Origin of the sequence: Pedobacter frigidisoli (genome assembly GCF_032678525.1) — a bacterium.
GTDB lineage: Bacteria > Bacteroidota > Bacteroidia > Sphingobacteriales > Sphingobacteriaceae > Pedobacter > Pedobacter frigidisoli_A.
Window position 1 is genome coordinate 816,593 of the sequence record NZ_JAVTSE010000002.1, and the last position, 24,083, is coordinate 840,675.

The window sequence follows — 24,083 nt, forward strand, 5'->3', positions numbered from 1 at the left end:
TTAACAGAATTTGCTTATCTTGAACAACCTAAAACTAACACATTTTTAAGCAGCATGGCTACAGGATTACGCGAAGGAATGGCTGATATTGCCCGTCAGGGCTTATTGCAAACACAGGAAGCAACACTCGAAACCAGAAACAGGAAAAACAATTTAAACATTGGAATACCCAAAGAAATTTCTTTCCAGGAGAACAGAATCGCTTTAACACCCCTCTCTGTAGCACTACTGGTTAACAATGGACACCATGTTCTGCTGGAAAGCGGTGCTGGTACGGCGGCAAATTTCTCTGATGCAGAGTATGCAGAACAGGGTGCAAAAATTACCTACGACAAAAAAGAAGTTTTTGAGTCAGATATTCTTGTGAAAATTGCTCCGCCAACATTGGATGAAATTGAAATGATGCATAAAGGGCAAACCCTCATTTCGTCGCTGCAAACCGGAACACTTAAACAGGAATACCTCAAATCATTAATGCACAAGAAAATCAATGCACTATGTTTCGAAAACCTGCGTGATGAAGGAAATGTGCTAAGTGTAGTCAGGGCGATGAGTGAAATTGTGGGCTCAACCTCAATTCTTATCGCAGCAGAATATCTGAGTAACGTGACAGGAGGTAAAGGCCTCATGCTCGGAGGCTTTACTGGTGTGCCACCAACTGAAATTGTGATTTTAGGCGCAGGAACTGTAGGGGAGTATGCAGCAAGGACGGCCCTGGCCCTCGGTGCTGAAGTAAAAGTTTTCGATAGTTCTATATACCGCTTACGCCGGTTACAGAATAATTTAGGTAGCCGCGTTTTCACCTCTGTAATGCAACCTATCGTGCTAAATAAAGCCATTGTAACTTGCGATGTTGTAATTGGAGCCATCAGGGCCAGTCATGGCAGAAGTCCTTGTGTAGTCATGGAAGAAACAGTTGCCAGAATGAAGCCACACTCCGTAGTCATCGACGTCAGCATCGACCAGGGAGGCTGTTTCGAAACTTCTGAAGTAACCAACCATACCAATCCTGTGTTCAGAAAATACGATGTCATTCACTATTGCGTGCCGAATATCGCTTCAAGGGTACCAAGAACAGCTTCTTACGCCTTAACCAACATCTTTGCACCCATCTTGTTAGATATTGGTGAATACGGTGGACTCGTCAATATGGTGTGGAATAATCCCGGAATAAGAGAAGCCTTATATATTTATCAGGGCAACTGTACCAATAAAGACCTGGCAGATATGTTTAACCTGCCATTCAAAAACTTAGAGTTACTGGTGTTTTCAAATCAGTAAGTCTCCTCATTGTGAGTGAAGGAGTATATAATTCAAACTGTATAAAAGTTCGCCGCTTTTCGCGCAACTAAGTATGTAAAGCTGCATAGTAATGAAAATCAGAACCTTTCTCTTCTTCCTGTCTTTGTATGTCTTTGCACTTGCCCAGACAAAACCAATACAAAAACCAGTTGTAATTAATTCTTATACCCAGTACCGGGCTTCTGTAAAAGCTAATCCGGATAATGAGTTAATAGAAATAAAAAAAGCCATTCCAGACGTCAGGCTGGATATTCGATACGCCACCAGAAACAATTTTATGAAACAGGTGATGTATAAGCAGGCAAGGGCTTTTGCAAGGAAACCAGTGGTTGAGGCACTGAAGAAAATCCAGAAAGAATTAAAACTAAAGGGTTTCGGACTGAAGATCTTCGATGGTTACCGGCCTTATGCCATAACTGTTGCCTTCTATCAAAAAGCAAGTGATAAGAATTTCGTTGCCAACCCGGCTAAAGGCTCGAAACACAACAGAGGATGTGCCGTAGATCTTACCATTGTAAACTTGAAAACAGGCAAAGATATCACCATGGCAACTCCCTATGATAGTTTTTTACCTGCCGCTGCGGCAAATTATGAGCCCGTAAGCAATGAGGTTAGAAAAAACCGGCAGTTTTTAATCAATGTGATGAAAAAACACAAAATGAATGTTTTGGAAAATGAGTGGTGGCATTATGATTACTCAGGCTGGCAGGGTTACCAGCTCATGGACATTCCTTTTGAAAAACTTTAAGCACTATACCAGTTAATATTTCCCGGCGATTGTAGATAATGCCCCCATTAATTGGTCGATATCATCAGTTGTATGCCAGCTGCTTAAAACAATCCGGTTTATAGATGGACTGTTATTGTATGGATAAGCAAAGGAAGAAATCAAAATCTTTTCTTCCATTAAATTCTTTCCAATAGCCTCAGAGTTTGCCAGAAACACAGGGAAGCCTTGTGCATGGTTCCAATCTTCCTTCATTTGCCGGCTTAGGTAGGAGATGTTCAATTGTAATTGCTCAAGGGCGCTATTATAGATATCCTGTGCATGAACAAATGCATACAAGCCCGCTGCGGCAGAAGGAGAAGCACCCGAAAAAACAGGGCTCGACTTCAACTGGCTGATTATCGATTTACTTCCTAAAATCACTCCGGCGTCAACGCCCAGTGCCTTTGCCATTGATGCTACCACCACAACCTCTGTATTTGGTCTTTTCGGAATTTGGCTAATTGCACCCAAACCATTGTTATTAACGCCTATTCCATGAGAATCATCAATAATCATAATCACTTTCTTCTTCACATCAATGAGCGATAGGAAATCAAAATTGAATATCTCGGGAAAAAGGTTATTCATAGAATTGCTGATCAAAACCCAGGTACTTTCCTCCGAATGGTTAATGAGTTCAACAGTTTCATTCTTCCAGTCTGCGAATGTTGTTCCACTAAATTCCGGTTCTGTATATAACCAGAGTGCAGGATGTGCTGCTGGCGAATACCTGACTTTTCCAAATGAGCTCAGCCCTTGTATAGCCAGCTGTGCAGCCAGATAACCGCTTGAAATGATTAACGCATCTTCGCTGCCAAACCTGTTGGCCGCAACTTGCTCCGCTTCATCGTAAATCCCCAGCTGGATATTGTTTGTTCGGCTGGTCCCGTTATTTAATCCATAACGTTTAACACCCTCAATGTACAATTCTATAAAATCCCCGTTGTTAGGCAAACCAAGATAGGCTGTGCCTCCAAAATATAAATAGGTTTTACCATCCAATTTAATCTGGTTTGAAAAAGGCTGATTAATAGAGGTAAAATCGTAACTCATTTACTTTGGGTTTTGCTAAAAATTGTCATGGATATAGGTCATGATCCGAACCATCTCAGCACGCACTTCCGATGTTGGCTTAACAAAATTATTATTCATAAATGAATAGATATAAGTTTTTCCCTTTTTAGTGAGCACATATCCGCTTTGATTGTGCACACCTCCCAGTGATCCTGTTTTTCCATATATAAAAGGCTTATCCGTTTTCGGATAGGCATTTTTTAAGGTGCCGCTCTTACCTCCGGCAGGCAGCATATCAAATAACTTTTCCTGGTTATTCACCAGATGATAGATAGAATCCAGTAAATAAACATTATCTCTTGGTGTAAACAGGTTTTGCCTCGACAAGCCAGAACCATCTGCCCACTTCACCGGATCAGGTAAAAATGACAAGTAAGTCTTATTGATGTGCGCTATAGCCTTGGTGGTACTCAGTGTGTCCCCGATTTGATTTGAACACACCAGAAGCAGGTGCTCCGCAATAAAATTGTCACTAGGTAGCATCATGTGTTTCAACACTGAATCCCTTTTTGCACCCGGCAATGTTTTTGCATAAGATGGAATTTTCATCTTAATAATACCCACAGGCTTATGCAAAGTATCTGAAAGTACTTCAACGGTAGTTTGTATACTGGTTTTATAAGGGTTTTGCTGATTGTAACCTGCCTTAATGTCAACATTAGGATACTTAAAATGATTAGTGAGAAAATCTCTGGTCACTTGAAAAACTCCGGTGGTTTTGCTGGAATCCACTTCGAAGCAGGGGGCAAAAACCTTTGGCTCAATATTCATTTTTTTAGCCGATAAGTAAGTGGACGTGACCATGTTGTCCATGATAGGCATTTCTGTAATCTCAGGCTGATAGTAATAATCGTAATCATCCCAGCTCCAGCCATCTCCAAAGAAAGTACCGGAATAACGACCCGGTGCAAAAAAAAGCTTTTTGTCTGATGCTTTTAAAAAATGATAAGCCGATTGGTCCTTAACCGCGAATTGTAAAAACGAAGGATCCCCCGTTCCCCAGAATATCAAGGAGTCATTCTTTTCGATATATTTTAGTGCAGGCATTTGCTCCGCAATCATTTTTAGGCTGGCAAAAAAAGTGTAAAGCTTCGTATTTGATGCAGGCGTAAAGTATTTATCAGCATCTTTTTGAAAGATCATTTTTCTGTTCTCCATGTTATATAAGGCAAAACCAACCTGATACTGCTTTATTACTGCTGAGTTTTTAAAAGCTTTGGATACCTTTCTGGATATAGTTTTGTCTGCCGAACAGCCCGCTAGGACTGATGTTAAAAAAATAGAGGAAATCAATAGGATACAGCAGCTTTTTAATCGGAACATGACATGCAATTAGTTGATAAGAATTAGCAACTAATTTATTAAATTTAATTCAATGTTAACCAGGTATAAGCCAGTTGTAATAATCTGTTTACGCGAAATCATATTTTGCTGTGGATTATTACTTTGTTTTATAGCCGTCAGATCACAGGAATTCTTATTCACCGGCAATCGCAATAAGCAATCTTTGGGGTTTAAAAATATTAAAAACCTGGTCATTATTCCGGTGATGATCAATGGTAAAGGACCCTTTGATTTCGTCCTGGACACAGGCGTTGGACCAATGATTATAACAGATCCTTCAGTGATCGACGCACTTGACTTCAGTTTACTCCGTAAGATAAACATATCAGGACTTGGAGTTGAGTCTGTCCAGGCATATGTCTCTCAAAACGTTACCGCTCAAATCGGTAGCGCAAAAATTGAAAATATCCCCACTGCAATTCTTAAAGAGGATTTGTTTAATCTATCGGGATATTTAGGAACAAAAATCTACGGCCTCATCGGGTATTATTTTTTCAATAGTTTTATGGTAGATATCCGATATAGCGCCAACAGAATAATCTTCTCTTCCAAACATGCAAAAATGCGGTACCGGGGCAGCAAAATTCCCATCGAGATAGACAAGCTTAAACCTTATGTATATGCACAGGTTGAACTCCCCGGCGGAGTTAAGGTTAAATCTAAATTTTTAATGGATACCGGTGCCAGTCATGCATTATCAATGGAAATGCTCAATGGAAAATCCTTTCCGTTACCCGAAAAAACAATATCTGCGAGCTTGGGAATGAGTTTAAGTGGGAAAATTAAAGGCCATCTGGGTAGAATAGCCAAAATTAACCTTGGCCATTTTTCATTTAAAAATGTACTATCCGGCTTTCCTGATTTTGAAACCATTTCCGGAAAAATTGATCTCAAATTTCGAAATGGAAATATTGGCGCTGAGATGCTGAAAAAGTTTGATATGCAGCTCAACTATCTTGAAGGGTTCATGTACCTCAAACCCAATCAGTATTACAGGCAACCCTTCGAGCACGATATGACAGGATTAACAGTTTATATTGATCAGGCGGGTTTTAAGAGGATTATCATTGCCGAAATAGACGAAAACTCGCCTGCGGAAAAAGCTGGTTTATGTCCGGATGGCGAAATTATTGGTGTCAATTTCAAACCAGTCGAATTCTACACACTCAACGATCTCTCTGAGCTTTTTAAATCAAAATCAGACCGAAGCATTGTATTTGAAATCGTTAGGGCAGATAAAGTCTTTTTTAAAATCGTAACCCTCGAAAAACGGATTTAGGGAGTAATTTTATAGTTACAACATCATTTAACCTGTAACAACCCCCTAACTTTAGCTTCTTATTACCAAGCAAACAAATTTTTAATTATTCATGAAGAGAAACTTTAAAGTACTTGCCTTGGCCGGTATTGTAGCACTTGGTGTTGCCGGATCAGATTCGGTATATGCTCAAAAAAAATCAAAAACATCTAAAGGAAATACCACTGCCACTCCAGCGGCTACAACAGCAGCGCCTAAAAAGGAGGGTATTAAGCCTTTTTCAGAAGTGGTAACCGCAAAAGCCCGAACAACAAACGGCCTTTTTAAAACGCATAAAGTTGACGATAAATGGTACTTCGAAATACCAGATTCAATGATTAACCGCGAAATGTTGGTAGTTACGCGCTTAGCCAAAGTACCGGCAAATGTTAAAGTGGGCAACCAGCAATATGGCGGTGAAGAAATTAATGAGCAGGTATGGAAATGGGAACGTAGAGGTAAACAGGTTTATATCCGTGTTCCAAGCTATTCAACAAAAGCTGATCCCAATAGCGATATGTACGAATCTGTTCAGAACTCCAACCTGGCTCAAATCCTGGCAAGCTTCGAAATTAAAGCCTATAATAAAGACACTACAGGTGTAGTAATTGATGTCACAGATTTTTACAATGGCGATGTAATGGCTATCGGGGCAACTGATCAGATTCGTAAAACCTATAAAGTAACCGCCTACGATCCGACACGGTCTTACATAGATACGGTAAAAACTTTCCCGATCAATCTCGAAGTTAAAACAGCTAAAACTTATCGTGCAGCAGAATCTCCAACCGATAACAGCAATGCTGCAATAACTTTTGAATTTAATACATCCATGTTGTTACTGCCAAAAACACCGGTAAAGGCAAGAATTATGGATAGTCGTGTCGGTTTCTTCGGCCAGTCACAAATTGACTACGGAACAAATGCTCAAAAAGCCGAAAGAACTGCTTACATACATAGATGGAATCTGGTGCCTAAAGATACCGCTGCATACAAACGGGGCGAATTGGTTGAACCCGTAAAACCAATCATCATTTATATAGATCCCGCAACACCAAAAAAATGGGTGCCATTCCTGATCCAGGGTATCAACGATTGGCAGGTTGCATTTGAAGCAGCCGGATTTAAAAATGCCATTATAGGAAAACAGGCTCCTACACCTCAGGAAGATCCTCAGTTTAGTGTAGAGGATTCCCGCTATTCGGTTGTACGCTACTTCGCATCAGACATCGCAAATGCCTATGGGCCTCACATTAGTGATCCACGTACAGGACAGATTTTAGAAACGCATATCGGTTGGTACCACAACGTAATGAACCTGCTTCGCAACTGGTACTTTGTACAAACGGCTGCAATCAACCCCGCCGTACGTAAAGCACAGTTTTCTGATGAGCAAATGGGTGAACTGATCCGCTTTGTATCCTCACACGAAATTGGCCATACACTGGGCTTGCCACATAACTTTGGCTCAAGCTATGCCTATCCCGTTGATTCTTTACGCTCAAAAGCTTTTACTGATAAACACGGAACTGCACCATCCATCATGGATTATGCGCGTTTCAATTATATCGCTCAGCCAGGTGATGGTGTAACCAAACTACATCCCCAAATCGGAGAATATGATAAATGGTCAATCAAATGGGGATACTCATGGATTCCGGGAGGTAAAACTGCAGAGCAGGAAAAAGACGTTCTCGATCAGTGGACACTTAAAAATGCCGGTAATCCACTTTATTTCTATGGACGCCAGGGAACAAGTCTTGACCCACGGTTACAAAGTGAAGACTTGGGTGATAATGCAATGAAAGCCAGTACATATGGTGTTGCTAACTTAAAACGCATTTTACCAAATGTAGAAAAATGGACCTACCAGAAAGGTAAAGACTATAGCGATTTAAAAGAAATCTATGGCGAGATCGTTGGTCAGTTCAACCGCTACATGGGGCACGTGGCAACCAATGTTGGTGGCTTGAGCGAGAATTTCAAAACTTATGAACAGTCAGGTCCGGTGTATGCTTACTTGCCAAAGGCCAAACAAAAAGAAGCCATAACGTTCTTTAATCAACAATTATTTACAACGCCTCTTTGGCTAATCAGCAATGAGCAGTTAAGTAAGTTCGATAATGGCGTGTTGCTAAACAGAATCAAAGCCGTTCAGGCAAATACCTTAAATAACTTACTATCTCCATCGCGCATTGCCCGCTTGTTAGATAATGAAGTGAAAAATGGTGCTGTGAAAGCCTATACATTACCGGAGTTATTTACTGACCTCAAATCATCAGTTTTTGCAGCTGGACGGGCAGATGCCTTCAAACGCAACCTGCAGCGCGCTTACGTAGACCGCTTATCAGACTTGATGACCAAAGAAAATGATCTTCCGGCAGGATTCCCTGTTGAATCTGCAGCAAGTTACGGGTTAACACCAATTAATGTTGGCCTATCTGATATTCGTCCACTGGTACGTGCAGAATTGAAAAGTCTTTTAGCAACAACCAAAGCAAGGTCTGCAGCCGGTGATACCATTACAAAAGCACATTACGACGATTTAAGTATCCGGATCAAAGATATTTTAGATCCAAAGAAATAAAACCAGGTGATAGGGTAATTCAGTCATTCCCTCATGCACTCACTCAATGATTAGAAGGGAGCAGTTATTCAGTTAACTGCTCCCTTTTTTTCTCAAATCCATAATGTATAATTTCTGAAAGGTTACACAGAGTTTTAATGTGTTTCTTAATTTTATCCAAAACAGGTAACCATGCTGAAAAAAATTCAACTTCTTATTTTGATATCCCTTTGTGGATTTAAGGCTTTTGCACAGCAATCAGACTCCATTATTGTAGCTAAAACGAAATGGCAGAAAACTAAAATTGCAAGGCAAATAGCTTTGTATCAGCACCATTTTCAACAGGGCAATCTGTTTGGAGCCAACCAGAACGTTTCTTTTTTAGAAGTCAAAAACACAGGAAAGAAGATCTTCTTTGCCCTTGCGGCCGAAGAAAAAGTGCTGGTCACCACCAGCAATTTCGGGAAACGCGATACGGCTTTAGCTGCTGTAAATGGTAATTTCTTTGATGTAAAAAATGGAGGTTCTGTAGATTTTGTAAAAGTAAACGGGAAGATCGTGAATATTAATCAGTTCGATAAAAACGGTGTTAGAGCCCGTCATCAGCAGGCAGCAGTAATTATTAAAAAAGGGAAAATAGAAATCGCCAAATGGGATGGTACTCCAGATTGGGAAAATAAGATAGTAGCTGCTGATGTTTTGTTAAACGGACCGCTACTAACTATTAATAACGAGGATCAAAGTCTTGATACAACCGCTTTTAATCGACTTCGGCATCCACGCACCTGTTTGGGAATAAAGCATAACGGCAAAATCATTTTGCTTACAGTAGATGGCCGTAATGATCTTTCTGCTGGAATGAGTCTGTTTGAACTGACCAGACTCATGCATTGGCTTGGCTGTGAAAGCGCCATTAATTTCGACGGCGGAGGTTCTACTACCCTTTGGGTGAATGGTTTTCCTGACAATGGGGTGGTGAATTATCCCACAGATAATAAAAAGTGGGACCATCAGGGCGAGCGCAAAGTGGCCAATGTTATTCTCATCAAGAAAAGGTAAAAAGAGATTCCAGGGATTCTGATGGTAATTTGATTATTTTAGCCAATATTTTCTATGATGCTTAAAAACATATTCTACCTGCTTTTTTTTGTACTGATCCTGGCGGCCTGCAATCGTGGATCCAAGACAAGCAACCCCTCCTTAAGAGATTTTACTTTCGAGCCTGTAAAAGGGATCAGGTATACAGAAGTTAAACGGAGGTTTAAAGATGGCTACTCCTTCAATAACCAGGGCTTTATGCAAAAGCCCTCATGGATCATTGAGGTTGTGGCAGAAGATACAATGTCGGCATGGAGCCCGCAAAAACACCGGATGCAAAATTTCTATCTGCAATATGATCATGGCAACGTCTACAATTTTGCCGCTGAGTTTTTTAAAGTAAAACACATCAGTAAAGACAGTTTGGTTTTTCAGCGTATTCAGGTTGATGGCAAGGTAATCGCGTCAGATGTCAGGTCTGATGTGAATATGACTTTTTATGCCAATGATTATATAAAGAAGTTAAATGCAAAAGCTGAAGAATTACAAAAACCCACGAAGTCAGATACGGCTTATATTGAGAGGCGCTGTGCCACGGTGAATAATAATAGTGACAGCGCCTTTGCTGCAACAGACCCTGTTCAGTTTATTTCGAAAAGTAAAATCGCTAAGGTTGAAAAAATTAGCACGGTCGACCGTGCTAACAATAGAACTGAAGCCTACGACTATATGTTTCCGCAATACATCATTCGGATAGATAGAGCATATAAGGATTTTGCCTATCAGGTAGCCGCAGTGGTCGATTTTCAGGGCGGAATTCATGTAAAAACAATTTACAATGTACTTCCCGAAAATGCGGAAGCCAAAAAGAAGGTAGCGCAGGGCATAGCTGATATCTATCTTAGAAATTTGTTTGATGTTGCTCCAGGCACAACTCTTGGAATCCCGCACAATAGCGAAATTACGCTGACGATAATCGGTAAGGCAATTAAAAGGCCTTAATAATCTGATGTTTACAAGATTTTAACGTTAAAATAATGTTAAAATTTATTTTGATTTTAAAAATTAAAACTTACCTTGCGTTCTTAATTTAATATTTAATACAATGCAAGAAGGCACAGTAAAATTCTTCAATGTAACTAAAGGTTTTGGCTTTATTATCCCTGCGAATGGCGATAGCGAAATTTTTGTTCATTCAACAGGTCTTATCGACGAAATCCGTGAAAACGACAAAGTTCAGTACGAAGTTGCTAACGGTAAAAAAGGCTTAAACGCCGTTAATGTGAAAGTAATTTAATTAACTATCATATTTGCAAATGAGGCTTCGAATCACATCGGGGCCTTTTTTTTGCCCCTTTTTAATCTCAGGCAATTTCCCCCTCTATTTCCCTGCCGGTTTACTTCTGAGCAAATGATCCAGAAATATTAATCCGATAACAATGTCCGAGAAAACGAAAACGTTAAAAGTGGTAGGCGTAAATATCTGTTTAACATTAAAGTTCAGATTAAAATTGAAATCCGGCATCCTCAAATCTGAATAATAAAGGATATAGGCAAACATAGACAAAAGGGGAAGTACAAGGATCGAACCTATACCATACACCAGTTTTTTATTAACCTTAGTAGTTAGAGCGACTGGCTGTGGTTCATGAGCAATGCTTTCCATAACATTCCTCGTGAAAGACAAAGAGGGTTCATCCTGAGATAAGGCGCTCAGCGTTAAATTTAAACTTAACAACTGCTCGTATTGCTCTTTTAACTCCGGGTTCGAATGAATCTGATTTTCTATAATGCTTGCCTGAGCCTCATCAAGGTTCCCGTCAATGTAATCCCAAAGCTGTTCTTCTGGTGTATTCATAATAACTCCTTTACTTCATCTTTTAACAAATATTGTAATTTATCTTTGAGTCGCTGGCGTGCCCGGTGTAATTTTACTTTAACCGTATTCGGCTCCATGTGTAAACTTACTCCAATCTCCTCCAAACTTTGCTCGCCCTGATAAAATAGGGTGATGATGGCAGCATCATCGGGTTGCAATTGTCCTATGGCTTGATTCAAAAACTTATGGCTATCCTGCCTTTCGTATTGATTTGCATGAAAAGCCGATATATGATTCTCAAGCTGGAAAGCTGTTTCTTCATCATTAATTGATGAAGTTGCTACCCGCTTTTTACGCAAAAAAGTCATTGCAGTAGTATAGGTAATAGTATAAAGCCAGGTACTGAATTTGGAAGATTGCTTAAATGTACCAAGCGCTTTGTAAGCCTTTACAAAGCAATCCTGAGCAATTTCTTCGGCATCTTCCCGGTTTTTACTAAACCTTAAAGCAAGCGTAAATACAAACCTTTGATGTCGCTTAACAAGCATGGCATATGAAGTAGAATCACCACTCAATACCTGCTGTATTATCGCTAAATCTGTAGTTTGCTCCATCTTCAGCTGTTAGACAACATCAATGATGATCAGGTTACAGTAAATGAAGATAATCATTACGCCATTGAAATTTTACTTTAAGTGTAACCTGATCAAAAAACGTGTCGTCATAATACACAGAACACGGTTCAGGTAAAAATTTAAATATTAACAATTAAAGATTATAGTTATGGAAGGTATATTAGTTCCAATTTCACTTTTCTTAGGCGCATTCGCGATGGTATTCGGAATTCGTTATCTATCAAATAAAGAAAAAATGGCCATGATTGAGCGTGGCATAGATCCGGGTATTCACAAAGCAACGCCGAAGCCCTTTGTCAGCTTGAAATTCGGTCTCTTACTCGTGGGCCTTGGCTTAGGCTTATTGGTAGCATTGTTTACCGTTAGGGGGATATACGGCAGCGATTTGACGCACCAGGAAGAATCACAGTCAGTAGCAATTTATTTCGGATGCCTGGGTGTTTTTGGAGGAATCGGTTTAATTGTATCCTATCTGATCGAGAAGAAATGGTTGGATAGCCAGTCAAATACCGCCAAAGTATAGATGTAATAAGCCGGGTTCTCAAAAATCCGGCTTATTACTCCTGCTGTACATCCCTATTGAGGTTTGTTTATAATGGCGACAGTTAACCGGCTGATGCAGCTCATTTTGCCCCGCTCATCATAAATTTTGATGTCCCAGATGTGCGTTTTTGCGCCCCGGTGTACAATCGTGCAAATGCCTTTTACAAAGCCACTCTTCACAGGCCTTAAATGATTGGCATTTACTTCCAGTCCAACGGCCACATGTTTTTCGGGATCGATACACATATAAGAACCAATACTACCCAGCGTTTCGGCCAATACCACTGAAGCTCCGCCATGCAAAATGCCGGCAGGTTGATGTGTACGCTCATCAACAGGCATAATACCTAAAATATAGTTGTCGCCGATTTCAGTAAACTGAATACCAAGCAGTCCGCCAATGTGGTTTTTTGGGCGGCTATTTAACTCTTCTATTGTGAAATCTTTAAATCACATCATAACGATCTTTTAAAACACCAACATGATGAATCACATGTCCGGCAGCGATGAATAAAATCGATTTGACATTAATTTCCCTTCCCGAAGCATCCCCTTTCTATTTAACTCATCATCGTTCAGCGAGCGGAACAAAAATAAGTTGGCCTTACGTAGGCTTGAGAATTCCTCAATCAAATCTTCCAGCTCACGCGTCGCAAACCGGGCATTTAAAACATAGGCGTCTTCATCAAAACCAGGCAAAGGCTGTGCTTCATTTCTTGCAAAGCAGGTAATCCGATAGGCAAAAACTCGCTCAGTATCAATAATATGACCAAGCATCTCCTTCAAAGTCCATTTTCCCTCCGCATAAGCATAGTCAGCTTTATCAGCATTCCGCTTGAATAATTCAGGAAGTGTTTCTGTTTGCTCAGTTAAAATTTCAAATATCTCTCGGTCAAATTTGCTGATGTAGGTTTCACCCCAGATCGGATATTCATTAGGCTGTGGTCGGTTCATATCTCAAACTGCTTTTTAAAATTATTCTGAATGTAGTACCCTTACCAAGCTCCGAGTCTTTTACAAAAATCTCTCCGCTGTGATAATTTTCAACTATACGCTTGGTAAGCGATAATCCCAGGCCCCAACCGCGTTTTCTTGTGGTATAGCCCGGTTGAAATACTGCGTCAAATTTCGATCTGGGAATTCCTTTTCCCGTGTCGGTAACATCAATAAAAACCTGCTCCTTTGCCAGGTTCTCAATGATATTAATAGAAATCGATCCCTCGTTTTCAATTGCATTTGCAGCATTTTTAAGTAGATTTTCAATAACCCAGTCGAAAAGTGGAATGTTGAGCATCGCACGTACCTGCTCATCGCCAGTAATAAAAAACTTAACCTTGTCCGAAGTCCTGACTTTAAAATATCTGATAAAATCACTGATCACAATATAAACGGTATGATCTTCCAGTATAGGTTTTGATCCGATTTTTGAAAAACGGTCGGTAATGATTTCCAGCCTTTTAATGTCGTTCTCCATTTCCGCAATCAAGGGATCATCTTCAGCATCAAACTTTGATTTCATGAGCTCTGTCCAGGCCATTAAAGATGATATCGGTGTGCCAAGCTGATGTGCTGTTTCTTTCGCCAACCCAACCCATACATGATCCTGCTCATCCCTTCTCGCAGAACTAAATGCCGCATAAGCCGTTAACAGGAATAAAAAGATCACAGCCATCTGAATATAGGGAAAATAACGCAGCTGCGTAAGTATGAATGAATCCTTGTAGTAAGCTTTGTACTTAGTACCCAGAATGTTCATTTCGAGTGGTTTATGTTGCGATTTCATAACCTTTAGCTGCCTCACGAAGTAAAGGCTGTCATAAGTTAATTTTGCATCGGCAGTAATATAGTTCGTCTTCGTTGTGTCAAGCCCGAAAAACGAAGTAATCACGCCAGTAGAATCCACCATAATGGCCGAAACCTTCGTATTCGCCCTTACCGTCTCCACAATCGAAGTAAAGTTATCATTGTCCATTAAAAACATGGAGCGCTCTTGTATCCTAACCCATAGCTGAAACTGAATGGCCTCCTCACGCTCCATCTTCTTTACAAATGAATCCGTATAAAATACTGAGGCAATGCCGATTAAGATGGCAAAAATGAGAAGGAAAAACTTCCAACGGCGTTTCTTTTGATATGGATTCATGCTTTGGGTAGCCAAATTACAATAACAAAACGAAAAAAACATAATTCCATTACCCTTTTTCAAAATGCCTGAAGCAAACTTTTTAATAACTTCCGGGCTTCATCACAGATGAAAAGGGTATAAAACAGATGAAAAACTTATCTTTGCCACGTCTTGCGTTTTGTGCAGGGCGTTGAGCGCTCAATACGCCAAACGTCAAACGCTTAGCGCGCAAACAACCAACTATGGATAAAAAAGTTAGAGTAAGATTTGCCCCAAGTCCAACAGGTGGGCTGCATTTAGGTGGCGTACGTACGGCATTATTTAATTACCTGTTTGCCAAAAAGAATAACGGAACATTCGTACTCCGGGTGGAAGATACCGATCAAACACGCTTTGTAGAAGGCGCTGAAGAATATATAGCAGCGTGCTTAAACTGGTGTGGAATTACACCCGATGAAAGTCCCGCCAACCCAGGTGCTTATGGCCCATATCGCCAGAGTGAACGCAAGCCGGGATATCGCAAATTTGCAGAGCAGCTTATCAATGATGGTTATGCTTATTATGCCTTCGATACCCCGGAAGAATTAGACGCAAAACGGAAAGAAGTTGCCAATTTTCAGTATGGGCAAACCACACGCATGCAAATGCGCAACTCGTTAACATTAACATTAAGCGAAGTGGAAGATTTGCTTGCAGCAAAAACACCTCATGTAATCCGAATAAAAGTTCCGGAAAATGAAATCGTTCATTTCAACGATGCCATCCGGGGTGATGTAAGTTTTGATACCTCTCTTGTGGATGATAAAGTGCTGTTAAAAGCCGATGGAATGCCAACTTATCACCTGGCAGTTGTGGTCGATGATAAAGCAATGGAAATCTCTCATGCCTTCCGTGGTGAAGAGTGGTTGCCTTCAGCGCCGGTTCATATTTTACTTTGGAAATATTTAGGATGGGAGGCTGATATGCCACAATGGGCACATTTACCCTTAATTTTAAAGCCCGACGGCCATGGAAAACTAAGCAAACGTGATGGTGATCGATTAGGATTTCCGGTTTATGCCATGAACTGGACAGATCCTAAAACAGGCGATGTAACAAAAGGCTTTAAAGAGTTAGGATTTATGCCGGAAGCTTTCGTGAATATGCTGGCATTATTAGGATGGAACGATGGAACCGACCAGGAGCTTTTCACTCTTAAAGAACTGGAAGAAAAATTCTCTGTAGATAGAATAAGTAAAGCGGGGGCAAAATTCGATTTTGAAAAAGCTAAATGGTATAATCACGAATGGATCAAATCACAAAGTGCAGAGAAAATTGCGCCACAAGTCGCTGTAGAGCTTAAAAATGCTGGCATAGAAGTCAGCAATCAGCCTTTGCTGCTTACAGTAATTGATATGATAAAAGACAGGTGTACTTTGTTACCTGATTTCGTTGCACAAAGCAGCTATTTTTTTGCTACCCCGTCAGTATACGATATCAATGCTGTTAAGCCGAAGTGGACGCCGGAAAAGGCTGATTTCTTTACCGCTTTTGCTGAACGTTTAACGCTTGCTGATGCGGCGAGTGAAGAAGCTGCATTCAAAGCCCTTGCAGAAGAAAAAGGCTTTAAACCGGGCGAATTGATGTTACCTTTCCGGATCATGTTGGTGGGTGGTAAATTCGGACCTGGAGTATTTGATATCGCCGTGTTACTGGGCATCGAAGAAACAAAAGATAGAATCACAAAAGCTTCGATAGCTTTCAGTGCATAAATAATATGATGTAGCGGGTAATACATATTTAGTATTGCCAGCTACACTTTCCCTTATTGTTCAACCGCATCAAATGCCCGTCTCCGGATAGCTTCCCTGTGGTCAGGAGCGCACAAGCTCCACATCAAGTCCGCAGTATTGATATGTTGGGCGCTCTGTCTAACCCCGTGTTGCAGATAAGCAAGCCCGAACAAACTACGTGTTGTACATGATTCGCAGGCGCCATTTTCTCCTCGCAATGGGCTGGGGCATTGAATCCAATGCAATATCCTAAAAATAATTTATACTTTAGCATAACAATTGTCCCTCAGTTACGGTTATTCATTAAACAAAAAAGAAAGCTATGCAATGGTTTGGTAAAGGAAGTAATAATGTAGAGGATGGAAGAGGTAGTGGTGGGGGAAAAACCGCCTTAGGTGGTGGTATTGGTATCGTAATTGTCGTACTAGGCTTAATTTTCGGTAAAGATTTAACAGGTGTAGTAAGTCAGCTTCCAACCGGAGCAGGTACTGAAGAGGTAAAAAAGGGTGTTCCAGCTGATGATCCTCAGGCAGTTTTTGTCTCTGGGGTTCTCGAATCTACAGAACTTGTGTGGACTAAAGAATTTGAAGCCATGGGCAAACAATATGAATATCCCAAATTGAGATTGTTCAGGGACGGCGAGCAGACAGCGTGTGGCTTTGCTCAATCTAATATCGGGCCTTTCTACTGCCCGGGTGATAGTAAAGTATACATTGATTTATCATTTTATGATGAACTTAAAGATCGCTTTGGAGCAGGTGGAGATTTTGCGCAGGCTTATGTGATTGCTCATGAAGTGGGACACCATGTACAAAACCTCCTGGGAATTTCAGAACAACTGGATCGCGCACGCGGAAAAGTCAGTGAAACAGAATATAATCGCTTATCAGTGAAACTCGAACTACAGGCCGACTTCTTCGCAGGGCTTTGGGCTCATAATGCACAGAATCTGAAGGATTTCAGACTGGAAGAAGGAGATATAGAAGAAGCTTTAACTGCAGCAAATGCTATTGGCGATGATAAGCTACAAAAGCAGGCAACCGGGAACGTGCAGCCCGATTCCTTTACTCACGGAACGTCTAAACAAAGGGTGTACTGGTTCAGGAAAGGCTTCGAAACAGGCGACTTCAAACAGGGAGATACATTCAACTCAAATGATTTGTAAAAAAAGTTAAAACTTTTTTCAGCATTCCTTGTTTGTTTACAGTTATGAGATATTTGTCTCTAAACCAAACATAAATATCTCAGCTCCTTATTTGTTTTAAAAGATGATTCTTATAGTTGATGACAGGCCTGAAAACCTGATCTCCTTACAAAAAGTATTACAAGCACATAACTTTGATGTCGACACGGCATCATCTGGAGAAGAGGCGCTAAAAAAGGTTCTTAAGAACAACTATGTGCTGATCATCCTTGATGTTCAAATGCCCGATATGGACGGATTCGAAGTAGCTGAAGCTATTTCCGGCTTTAGCAAGGCAAAAGATACCGCTATCATATTTCTTTCGGCCGTAAATACAGAACTCAAATTTATTACCAAAGGTTATCTCAGCGGCGGACTCGATTACATCACCAAACCGGTGGATATTAATGTTCTTCTGCTTAAAATCAAAACTTTCTATCGCATTTACGAGCAAAGTAGAAAGCTCAACGAAGTGCAGGAAAAGCTTCTCGAAGAAATTGAATTCAGAAAAGAAGCCGAACACAAAAAAGATGAATTCATCAGTATCGCCAGCCACGAACTGAAAACACCTTTAACCAGTGTTAAGGGGTATATCCAGCTCCTGCAGCGTAGTTTGGATAAGGATAACAAGGAGCTGGCCAGAAACCATTTGGATAAGGCAAGTATTCAGCTCGAAAAATTGAATGATCTCATTGTTGATTTGCTTGATATTTCTAAAATTGAGAGTGGCAAAATGAAATTCAATATGAGGCCTTTTTGCGCTGATCATATGGTGAATAACGCCATTGAAATGTTGCAGCAATCGAATCCCGATTTTATGATTACCAGGCTTGGACAAACCAGTGAGCTGATATTTGGTGACGAAATGAGGCTGGAACAAGTGGTGATCAACTTTATTACGAATGCCATAAAATATGCCCCGGGAACTAATCAGGTTAATGTAACCATCAATATTAAAGATGGTAAACTCTATCTCGCTGTGAAAGATTTCGGCATAGGTATCTCGAAGGAACAGCAACAAAAAATCTTCGATAAATTTTATCGTGTAGAGGATAGTAGCAACAGATTTAATGGTTTGGGTATCGGATTATACATCTGCTCAGAAATCATTAAAAGGCACAGCGGTACAATCGGTGTAAACAGCACCCCGGATGAGGGCTCGGAATTTTACTTCATTATTCCGATCACCGAAGAAGAAATCGTTAAAAATCAAGAATAATTACCTCAAATAGTATAATGAAAACAACGCTTAAAAATAATTTACGCTTAGGCCTCGGTTTATCGCTGATTATTCTTTTCATCAGCTCACTGGCTTCATACGTGAGCATCAGAAACCTGATCCAAAGTACCGAACTTGTAAAGCATAGCGATGAGGTAATCTTAAACAGTGAAAATATTATCTCTTACCTGAAGGACGCAGAAACAGGGCAAAGAGGATTCCTTTTAACCGGTAATAAGGTTTTTTTAGCTCCTTATTATGGCGCAAGTGATTCTGCTGCCGCTATCCTTAAGCGGGTGGAAACGGCAACGAAAGACAATGCTGTCCAGCAAAAAAATGTTGCGGCACTTAGATCTATTCTCTTCAAACGCATGGGCATCATCAGCTCAACTATTGAGATTAAATCGCTCGGCGGCGCAATTGATCCTACAGTACTTTTTCAGGGTAAGGTATATATGGATCAGGCACGTGCCGTTGTAAGCAAATTGGTTGCTGAAGAAAAAAGACTTTTAAATGTACGTACAGAGGAATTAAACAAGCTGAGCGCTTATACACCGATACTAATCCTGATTGCAGCTGTACTGGCAATACTCATTACCTTGTTTTTCTACAGGAAAGTCTCGGTAGATTTTGATGAAAGAGTAAAACTCCACCAGGAAATCGAAGATAAAAAATATGAGATGGAAAAACGGATTGTGGCAATTAAGGAAATTGCACATCAGATTTCCATTGGTAACTATGGTGTAACATTAGAGGGGCAGTCAAAAGACGATATTGGCGAGCTTTCAGGCTCATTGAATAGCATGTCAACATCCTTGAAAACATCTTTTGATACACTTGCTGATAATGAATGGTTGCAAACTGGTGTAGCAAACCTGAATGTTAAAATGGTAGGTGAAAAAGATGTATTTCATTTGGCCGAAGATATTCTCGAATTTTTAGCGGTCTATACCAAAAGCCAGATTGGAGCCATCTACCTCTTTAAAGACGATGGATATTTACACCTCAAAGCACAGTATGCCCTGCAGGGAAAAAATCTGTCAGAAACCATAGAACTTGGCCAGGGCTTAATCGGGCAGGCAGTTAAGTCGGGCAAACGTATCCTCATTGAAGATGTTCCGCAAAATGAATTAACCATTTCGCATGCTACAGGAAATATAAAACCTGCTCAATTAGTAGTATTGCCCATTATTCGCAATGAAATTTCAATTGGTGGTGTAGAATTGGGCACTATTGGCAACTATACTGATCTACAACTCCATTTCTTAAATCTCGTCCTCACAGATGTAGGTACAGCCTTACTGGGCGCACAAAACAGACAGAAGCTTCAACAGTTGCTTGAAGAAACCCAGGCTCAGTCTGAAGAACTGCAGGTTCAGCATAATGAGCTGGAAGGACTTAATGCGGAACTTGAGGCCCAGGCACAAAAGCTGCAGGCATCTGAGGAAGAGCTTAGGGTGCAACAGGAAGAGCTGTTGCAGAGTAACCAGGAACTTGAAGAACGCAGCAGTTTGCTCGAAGAAAAGAATGAATTAATCGAAGAACGCAATATTGAGATTCAGCAGAAAGCCGAAGCCCTTGAACTCAGTACGCGCTATAAGTCTGAATTTCTGGCTAATATGTCGCACGAATTGCGGACTCCGCTAAATTCAATTTTGTTATTGTCCAGATTAATGGCTGAGAACGAAGAAATGGACCGCGAGCACCAGGAGTACGCAGAGGTGATACAAAGCTCAGGACAGGGCTTGCTGAGTTTAATTGATGAAATACTGGATCTTTCTAAAATCGAGGCCGGCAAAATGGAACTCGATCGCGCAAATATCAAAGTTGATGATGTTATGCTCAATATGCGCTCGCTTTTTAATCCCCTGGCTAAAGAAAAGAATTTAAACTTTGTAGTTGATAAAGCTAACGATGTTCCCGAGTATTTCCATACCGATAAAATGCGTTTGGAACAGATTATTAAAAATCTGCTCTCCAATGCAATCAAGTTTACAACACAAGGTTCAGTCAAATTAAATATCACTAAATCCGAAAAACAACAAGCCTTGATTTTCAAGGTTACAGATACCGGTGTGGGTATTGCCCCGGAGAAACAGGGAATGGTATTTGAAGCTTTTCAGCAGGCGGATGGGTCAACAAGAAGAAAGTTTGGTGGTACCGGACTCGGATTGTCAATAAGCAGAGAACTGGCTAAACTGCTCGGAGGTTATATTGATCTGAAAAGTACAGAAGGTGAAGGAAGTATTTTTACCCTCACGCTTCCTATAGATAAAAATAAAGGCCTGGAAGGTGCCGTGGAGTTCATTGCTCAAAAGCCACTTCCGGTAGCAGAATCCACACCAAAGAAAATTGAACGCTTGACTGTCGCAAACATCCCTCAGGAAATTGAAGACGATAGAGAAAATATTCAGCCAGACGACAAGGTAATCTTAATTGTGGAAGATGATACGCCTTTCGCGAAAACCCTGCTCGATTTTACCCGAAAACGCGACTATAAAGGTTTGGTGGCAGTAAGAGGCGATGTGGGAATAGAAATGGCCAGAACTTATAAACCTTTAGCCATTCTACTCGACATTCAGCTGCCTGTTAAAGACGGATGGCAGGTAATGGAAGAACTGAAGGCAGATCCGGCAACCAGGCCAATTCCTGTCCATATCATGTCATCCTTACAGGTGAAGAAAGAAAGCTTGCTAAAAGGCGCCGTTGACTTCATAAACAAGCCATTTGCCTTCGAGCACATGCAGGAAATTTTCTCTAAATTGGAACATGCTTTAAGCCGGCATCCCAAAAAAGTGCTGATCGTTGAAGAAAATGAGCAGCATGCCAAGGCTTTAAGTTATTTCTTAAGCAACTTCAACATCCAGACGGAAATTGTAAGCCAGGTAAATGATGGCGTATCTGCATTGCACAAACCCGAAGTGAACTGTGTGATTCTGGATATGGGTATTCCCGACAAGCATGCATATGAAACACTCGAGGTTGTAAAGAAAACACCAGGTCTGGAAAACCTTCCAATTATCATATTCACAGGTAAAAACCTTTCAAAAGGTGAAGAAAACCGCATTAAACAGTATGCCGATTCAATTGTAGTAAAAACAGCCCACTCTTACCAGCGTATATTGGATGAAGCAGGCTTGTTCCTGCATCTGGTTGAAGAAAAAAGTAAGGAGAAAAACAAAGCGCCTAAACGATTCTCAGAATTGCAGGATGTTTTGAAAGGTAAAACCGTTTTGGTTGCTGATGATGATGTGCGGAACATCTTCTCTCTGACAAAAATTCTTGAACAGCATCAAATGAAAGTTCTACCCGCAACAGACGGCAAAGAAGCACTAAAAATGCTAAATGAAAACCCCGCCGTTGATGTGGTTTTAATGGATATGATGATGCCTGAGTTAGATGGTTATGAAACCACAACAGCAATCAGACAAGACTTGAAACATAAACATCTACCCATTCTTGCTGTAACGGCAAAAGCCATGATGGGAGATAGGGAAAAATGTATTGCTGCCGGTGCATCTGATTACATTAGTAAACCAGTAGATATGGATCAGCTGATTTCGCTTTTACGTGTCTGGCTTTACGAAAATCATCATACTTCTTAAACCATTTTATAATTAATATGCCTCAAAAAACAATTCTGATTATTGATGATGATAACCGAAACATTTTTGCCTTAAAAGCTGTTCTAAAAGCCAAAGGTTTCGATTGCCTTTCTGCAACAAGTGCCCGGGAAGGCTTTTTAATCCTACAGCAAAATGCAAATGTAGCGATCATTCTGATGGACATGATGATGCCTGATATGGATGGCTACCAGGCAATTGCTGCAATGAAAAAATCCCAGGAAATGCAGAATATACCCGTACTAGCCGTTACAGCACAGGCAATGGTCGGCGATAAAGAACGCTGCCTTAGTGCCGGAGCTTCGGGTTATGTTTCAAAACCGATAAATGTTGATGAGTTACTAGTGCAGATAGAAAAATTTACAAATTAGGTGATAAGTGATGTAATAGATAATGAGCAGATTGAATTATTGCTCAATGATGTTTTGGAAACTCACGGATACGATTTTCTGGAATACTCTCACGCATCTATAAAAAGGCGAATTACCCGTCTGTATGCACTCGACAATTTTGTGAGTTTTGCAGAATTTAGATATACCATTCGAAGCGATAAACAATATTTCAAACGGTTTTTAGAGGAAATCACCGTAAACGTTACCGAAATGTTTCGCGATCCTTCTTTCTACAAAGCCTTAAGAAATGATGTGCTTCCCGTATTAGGTACTTACCCTTTTATTAGGGTTTGGGTAGCTGGATGTTCAACAGGAGAGGAAGCGTATTCCCTGGCAATAGTGTTGAAAGAGCTGAATTTATTGGGTAAGTCTTTGATCTACGCAACCGACATCAACCCGTCGGTTTTAGAGAAAGCAAAAAAAGGGATGTTTTCCATGAACTACCTGAAACAGTATTCTGAAAACTATATTCAATCTGGAGGAATAAAAGATTTTTCATCTTACTATACCGCTAATTATTCACTGGCTAAATTTGATGAAAGCTTAAATAGTAAAATGATATTTTCTACGCATAACTTAGTTTCTGATCACTCATTCAACGAGTTCCAGCTTATCATGTGCAGAAATGTTTTGATCTACTTTGATAAAGACCTTCAACATAAGGTATTTAATCTGTTTGATAGCAGTATTGAAAAATTGGGCTACCTCGCACTAGGCAGTAAAGAAAGTCTGGAATTCTGGGCCAAATCAAAAGAATATAAAAGAGTAAAACTGGAGAAAATATGGCGCAAACTATAGGTTCTGCAAAGTGTGAGGCATTGATCATCGGCGGTTCAGCAGGAAGTCTGGATGTATTGCTCGAAATATTTCCCGATCTGAAGTCCGGTATCACTTTTCCCATCATTTTAGTGATTCACCGTAAAGCCAATAACGAGTCGCTTCTAAGTGATTTATTGAGAAACAGAACCAGTTTACCGGTATTCGAAGCCGAAGAAAAAGAAATACTGCAGCCCGGCCAGGTTTACCTGGCTCCTTCAGATTATCATTTGCTTATCGAGCAAAACAGAAGTGTATCCTTAGACTATTCAGAAAAGATCAACTATTCCCGTCCGGCTATCGATGTAACTTTCCAGTCTGCTGCAGATATATTTGGAGATAAGCTGGTTTGTATTTTACTCTCCGGATCGAATGCAGATGGGGTAGAGGGATTAAAAAGTGTAAACAATTTGGGCGGTACCGTGGTTATACAGAATCCTGATACCGCTATAATGCCATACATGCCGCAACAGGCTGCTTTAAATGTGAAGCCACATATTTTACTGCATAGTTTTGAGATGGCCGCATACATTAATAATTTAAATAATTAATTGCTATTCTGGAGG

At 40.5% G+C, this 24,083-nt stretch carries 22 protein-coding genes; 15 read left to right on the forward strand and 7 right to left on the reverse strand.

From position 1 onward, the window contains the following. Positions 1 to 54 precede the first annotated feature (54 nt). Entirely contained in the window at positions 55 to 1,281 is a 1,227-nt protein-coding gene (locus R2Q80_RS08585) for an alanine dehydrogenase (RefSeq protein WP_316799196.1), read from the forward strand. A gap of 91 nt (positions 1,282 to 1,372) precedes the next feature. Beyond that, complete coding sequence (locus tag R2Q80_RS08590) at positions 1,373 to 2,050, forward strand: M15 family metallopeptidase (protein WP_316799197.1); 678 nt, start codon at positions 1,373 to 1,375, stop codon at positions 2,048 to 2,050. Between the two features lie 12 nt (positions 2,051 to 2,062). On the opposite strand, the gene R2Q80_RS08595 is transcribed toward R2Q80_RS08590, so the two are convergent. Beyond that, positions 2,063 to 3,124 carry an aminotransferase class I/II-fold pyridoxal phosphate-dependent enzyme gene (locus R2Q80_RS08595; RefSeq protein WP_316799198.1) on the reverse strand — a complete coding sequence of 354 codons (1,062 nt, stop codon included), beginning with the start codon at positions 3,122 to 3,124 and terminating at the stop codon, positions 2,063 to 2,065. A gap of 15 nt (positions 3,125 to 3,139) precedes the next feature. Then, entirely contained in the window at positions 3,140 to 4,468 is a 1,329-nt protein-coding gene (locus R2Q80_RS08600; protein ID WP_316799199.1) for a D-alanyl-D-alanine carboxypeptidase, read from the reverse strand. Between the two features lie 184 nt (positions 4,469 to 4,652). Between R2Q80_RS08600 and R2Q80_RS08605 the strand changes: the two genes are divergently transcribed. The 5 genes from R2Q80_RS08605 (at position 4,653) to R2Q80_RS08625 (ending at position 10,687) form a co-directional block, all read left to right on the forward strand. Continuing rightward, positions 4,653 to 5,768 carry an aspartyl protease family protein gene (locus R2Q80_RS08605; RefSeq protein WP_316799200.1) on the forward strand — a complete coding sequence of 372 codons (1,116 nt, stop codon included), beginning with the start codon at positions 4,653 to 4,655 and terminating at the stop codon, positions 5,766 to 5,768. Positions 5,769 to 5,859: 91 nt separating this feature from the next. After that, positions 5,860 to 8,373, forward strand: coding sequence for a zinc-dependent metalloprotease (locus R2Q80_RS08610; RefSeq protein WP_316799201.1), 2,514 nt, complete (start codon positions 5,860 to 5,862; stop codon positions 8,371 to 8,373). A gap of 171 nt (positions 8,374 to 8,544) precedes the next feature. Next, on the forward strand, positions 8,545 to 9,411 hold the full coding sequence (locus R2Q80_RS08615) for a phosphodiester glycosidase family protein (protein WP_316799202.1): 867 nt from the start codon (positions 8,545 to 8,547) through the stop codon (positions 9,409 to 9,411). Positions 9,412 to 9,465: 54 nt separating this feature from the next. After that, positions 9,466 to 10,392 carry a hypothetical protein gene (locus R2Q80_RS08620; RefSeq protein ID WP_316799203.1) on the forward strand — a complete coding sequence of 309 codons (927 nt, stop codon included), beginning with the start codon at positions 9,466 to 9,468 and terminating at the stop codon, positions 10,390 to 10,392. Positions 10,393 to 10,495: 103 nt separating this feature from the next. Then, the gene (locus tag R2Q80_RS08625; RefSeq protein ID WP_010599196.1) at positions 10,496 to 10,687 is read left to right on the forward strand and encodes a cold-shock protein; all 192 of its coding nucleotides are present in this window, start codon (positions 10,496 to 10,498) and stop codon (positions 10,685 to 10,687) included. 84 nt (positions 10,688 to 10,771) lie between these two features. Here the strand turns inward: R2Q80_RS08625 and R2Q80_RS08630 are convergent, their stop codons facing one another. Both R2Q80_RS08630 and R2Q80_RS08635 read right to left on the reverse strand, forming a co-directional pair. Further along, a complete protein-coding gene (locus R2Q80_RS08630) occupies positions 10,772 to 11,248 on the reverse strand; it encodes a hypothetical protein (protein WP_316799204.1) in 477 nt (158 codons plus the stop codon). Beyond that, the gene (locus tag R2Q80_RS08635; protein ID WP_316799205.1) at positions 11,245 to 11,823 is read right to left on the reverse strand and encodes an RNA polymerase sigma factor; all 579 of its coding nucleotides are present in this window, start codon (positions 11,821 to 11,823) and stop codon (positions 11,245 to 11,247) included. Before R2Q80_RS08635 ends, R2Q80_RS08630 begins: the two co-directional genes overlap by 4 nt. 169 nt (positions 11,824 to 11,992) lie before the next feature. Between R2Q80_RS08635 and R2Q80_RS08640 the strand changes: the two genes are divergently transcribed. Further along, the gene (locus tag R2Q80_RS08640; RefSeq protein WP_316799206.1) at positions 11,993 to 12,367 is read left to right on the forward strand and encodes a DUF6249 domain-containing protein; all 375 of its coding nucleotides are present in this window, start codon (positions 11,993 to 11,995) and stop codon (positions 12,365 to 12,367) included. 53 nt (positions 12,368 to 12,420) lie between these two features. Here R2Q80_RS08640 and R2Q80_RS08645 read toward each other — a convergent pair whose 3' ends face one another. Genes R2Q80_RS08645 through R2Q80_RS08655 form a run of 3 tightly spaced genes read right to left on the reverse strand, consistent with a single transcriptional unit; the run spans position 12,421 to position 14,530 of the window. Then, a complete protein-coding gene (locus R2Q80_RS08645) occupies positions 12,421 to 12,822 on the reverse strand; it encodes a hotdog fold thioesterase (RefSeq protein WP_316799289.1) in 402 nt (133 codons plus the stop codon). A 54-nt stretch (positions 12,823 to 12,876) separates the two neighbouring features. Next, on the reverse strand, positions 12,877 to 13,341 hold the full coding sequence (locus R2Q80_RS08650) for a DinB family protein (RefSeq protein ID WP_316799207.1): 465 nt from the start codon (positions 13,339 to 13,341) through the stop codon (positions 12,877 to 12,879). Then, entirely contained in the window at positions 13,322 to 14,530 is a 1,209-nt protein-coding gene (locus tag R2Q80_RS08655; RefSeq protein WP_316799208.1) for a HAMP domain-containing sensor histidine kinase, read from the reverse strand. The genes R2Q80_RS08650 and R2Q80_RS08655 overlap by 20 nt, the downstream gene beginning before the upstream one ends. Before the next feature lie 224 nt (positions 14,531 to 14,754). On the opposite strand from R2Q80_RS08655, the gene gltX reads away from it, so the two are divergent. The 7 genes from gltX to R2Q80_RS08690 all read left to right on the forward strand — a co-directional run bounded on the left by gltX (position 14,755) and on the right by R2Q80_RS08690 (position 24,068). Beyond that, positions 14,755 to 16,263 carry a glutamate--tRNA ligase gene (gene gltX / locus R2Q80_RS08660; RefSeq protein WP_316799209.1) on the forward strand — a complete coding sequence of 503 codons (1,509 nt, stop codon included), beginning with the start codon at positions 14,755 to 14,757 and terminating at the stop codon, positions 16,261 to 16,263. 343 nt (positions 16,264 to 16,606) lie between these two features. Next, positions 16,607 to 17,449, forward strand: a complete 843-nt coding sequence (locus R2Q80_RS08665) for a neutral zinc metallopeptidase (protein WP_316799210.1) — start codon at positions 16,607 to 16,609, stop codon at positions 17,447 to 17,449. Between the two features lie 103 nt (positions 17,450 to 17,552). Next, the gene (locus R2Q80_RS08670) at positions 17,553 to 18,686 is read left to right on the forward strand and encodes a hybrid sensor histidine kinase/response regulator (RefSeq protein ID WP_316799211.1); all 1,134 of its coding nucleotides are present in this window, start codon (positions 17,553 to 17,555) and stop codon (positions 18,684 to 18,686) included. Between the two features lie 17 nt (positions 18,687 to 18,703). Next, a complete protein-coding gene (locus R2Q80_RS08675) occupies positions 18,704 to 22,291 on the forward strand; it encodes a response regulator (RefSeq protein WP_316799212.1) in 3,588 nt (1,195 codons plus the stop codon). Positions 22,292 to 22,308: 17 nt separating this feature from the next. Then, positions 22,309 to 22,680 carry a response regulator gene (locus tag R2Q80_RS08680; RefSeq protein WP_316799213.1) on the forward strand — a complete coding sequence of 124 codons (372 nt, stop codon included), beginning with the start codon at positions 22,309 to 22,311 and terminating at the stop codon, positions 22,678 to 22,680. Then, the gene (locus R2Q80_RS08685; protein WP_316799214.1) at positions 22,681 to 23,499 is read left to right on the forward strand and encodes a protein-glutamate O-methyltransferase CheR; all 819 of its coding nucleotides are present in this window, start codon (positions 22,681 to 22,683) and stop codon (positions 23,497 to 23,499) included. It abuts the gene before it with no gap. Continuing rightward, on the forward strand, positions 23,484 to 24,068 hold the full coding sequence (locus R2Q80_RS08690; RefSeq protein ID WP_316799215.1) for a chemotaxis protein CheB: 585 nt from the start codon (positions 23,484 to 23,486) through the stop codon (positions 24,066 to 24,068). The genes R2Q80_RS08685 and R2Q80_RS08690 overlap by 16 nt, the downstream gene beginning before the upstream one ends. Positions 24,069 to 24,083 lie beyond the last annotated feature (15 nt).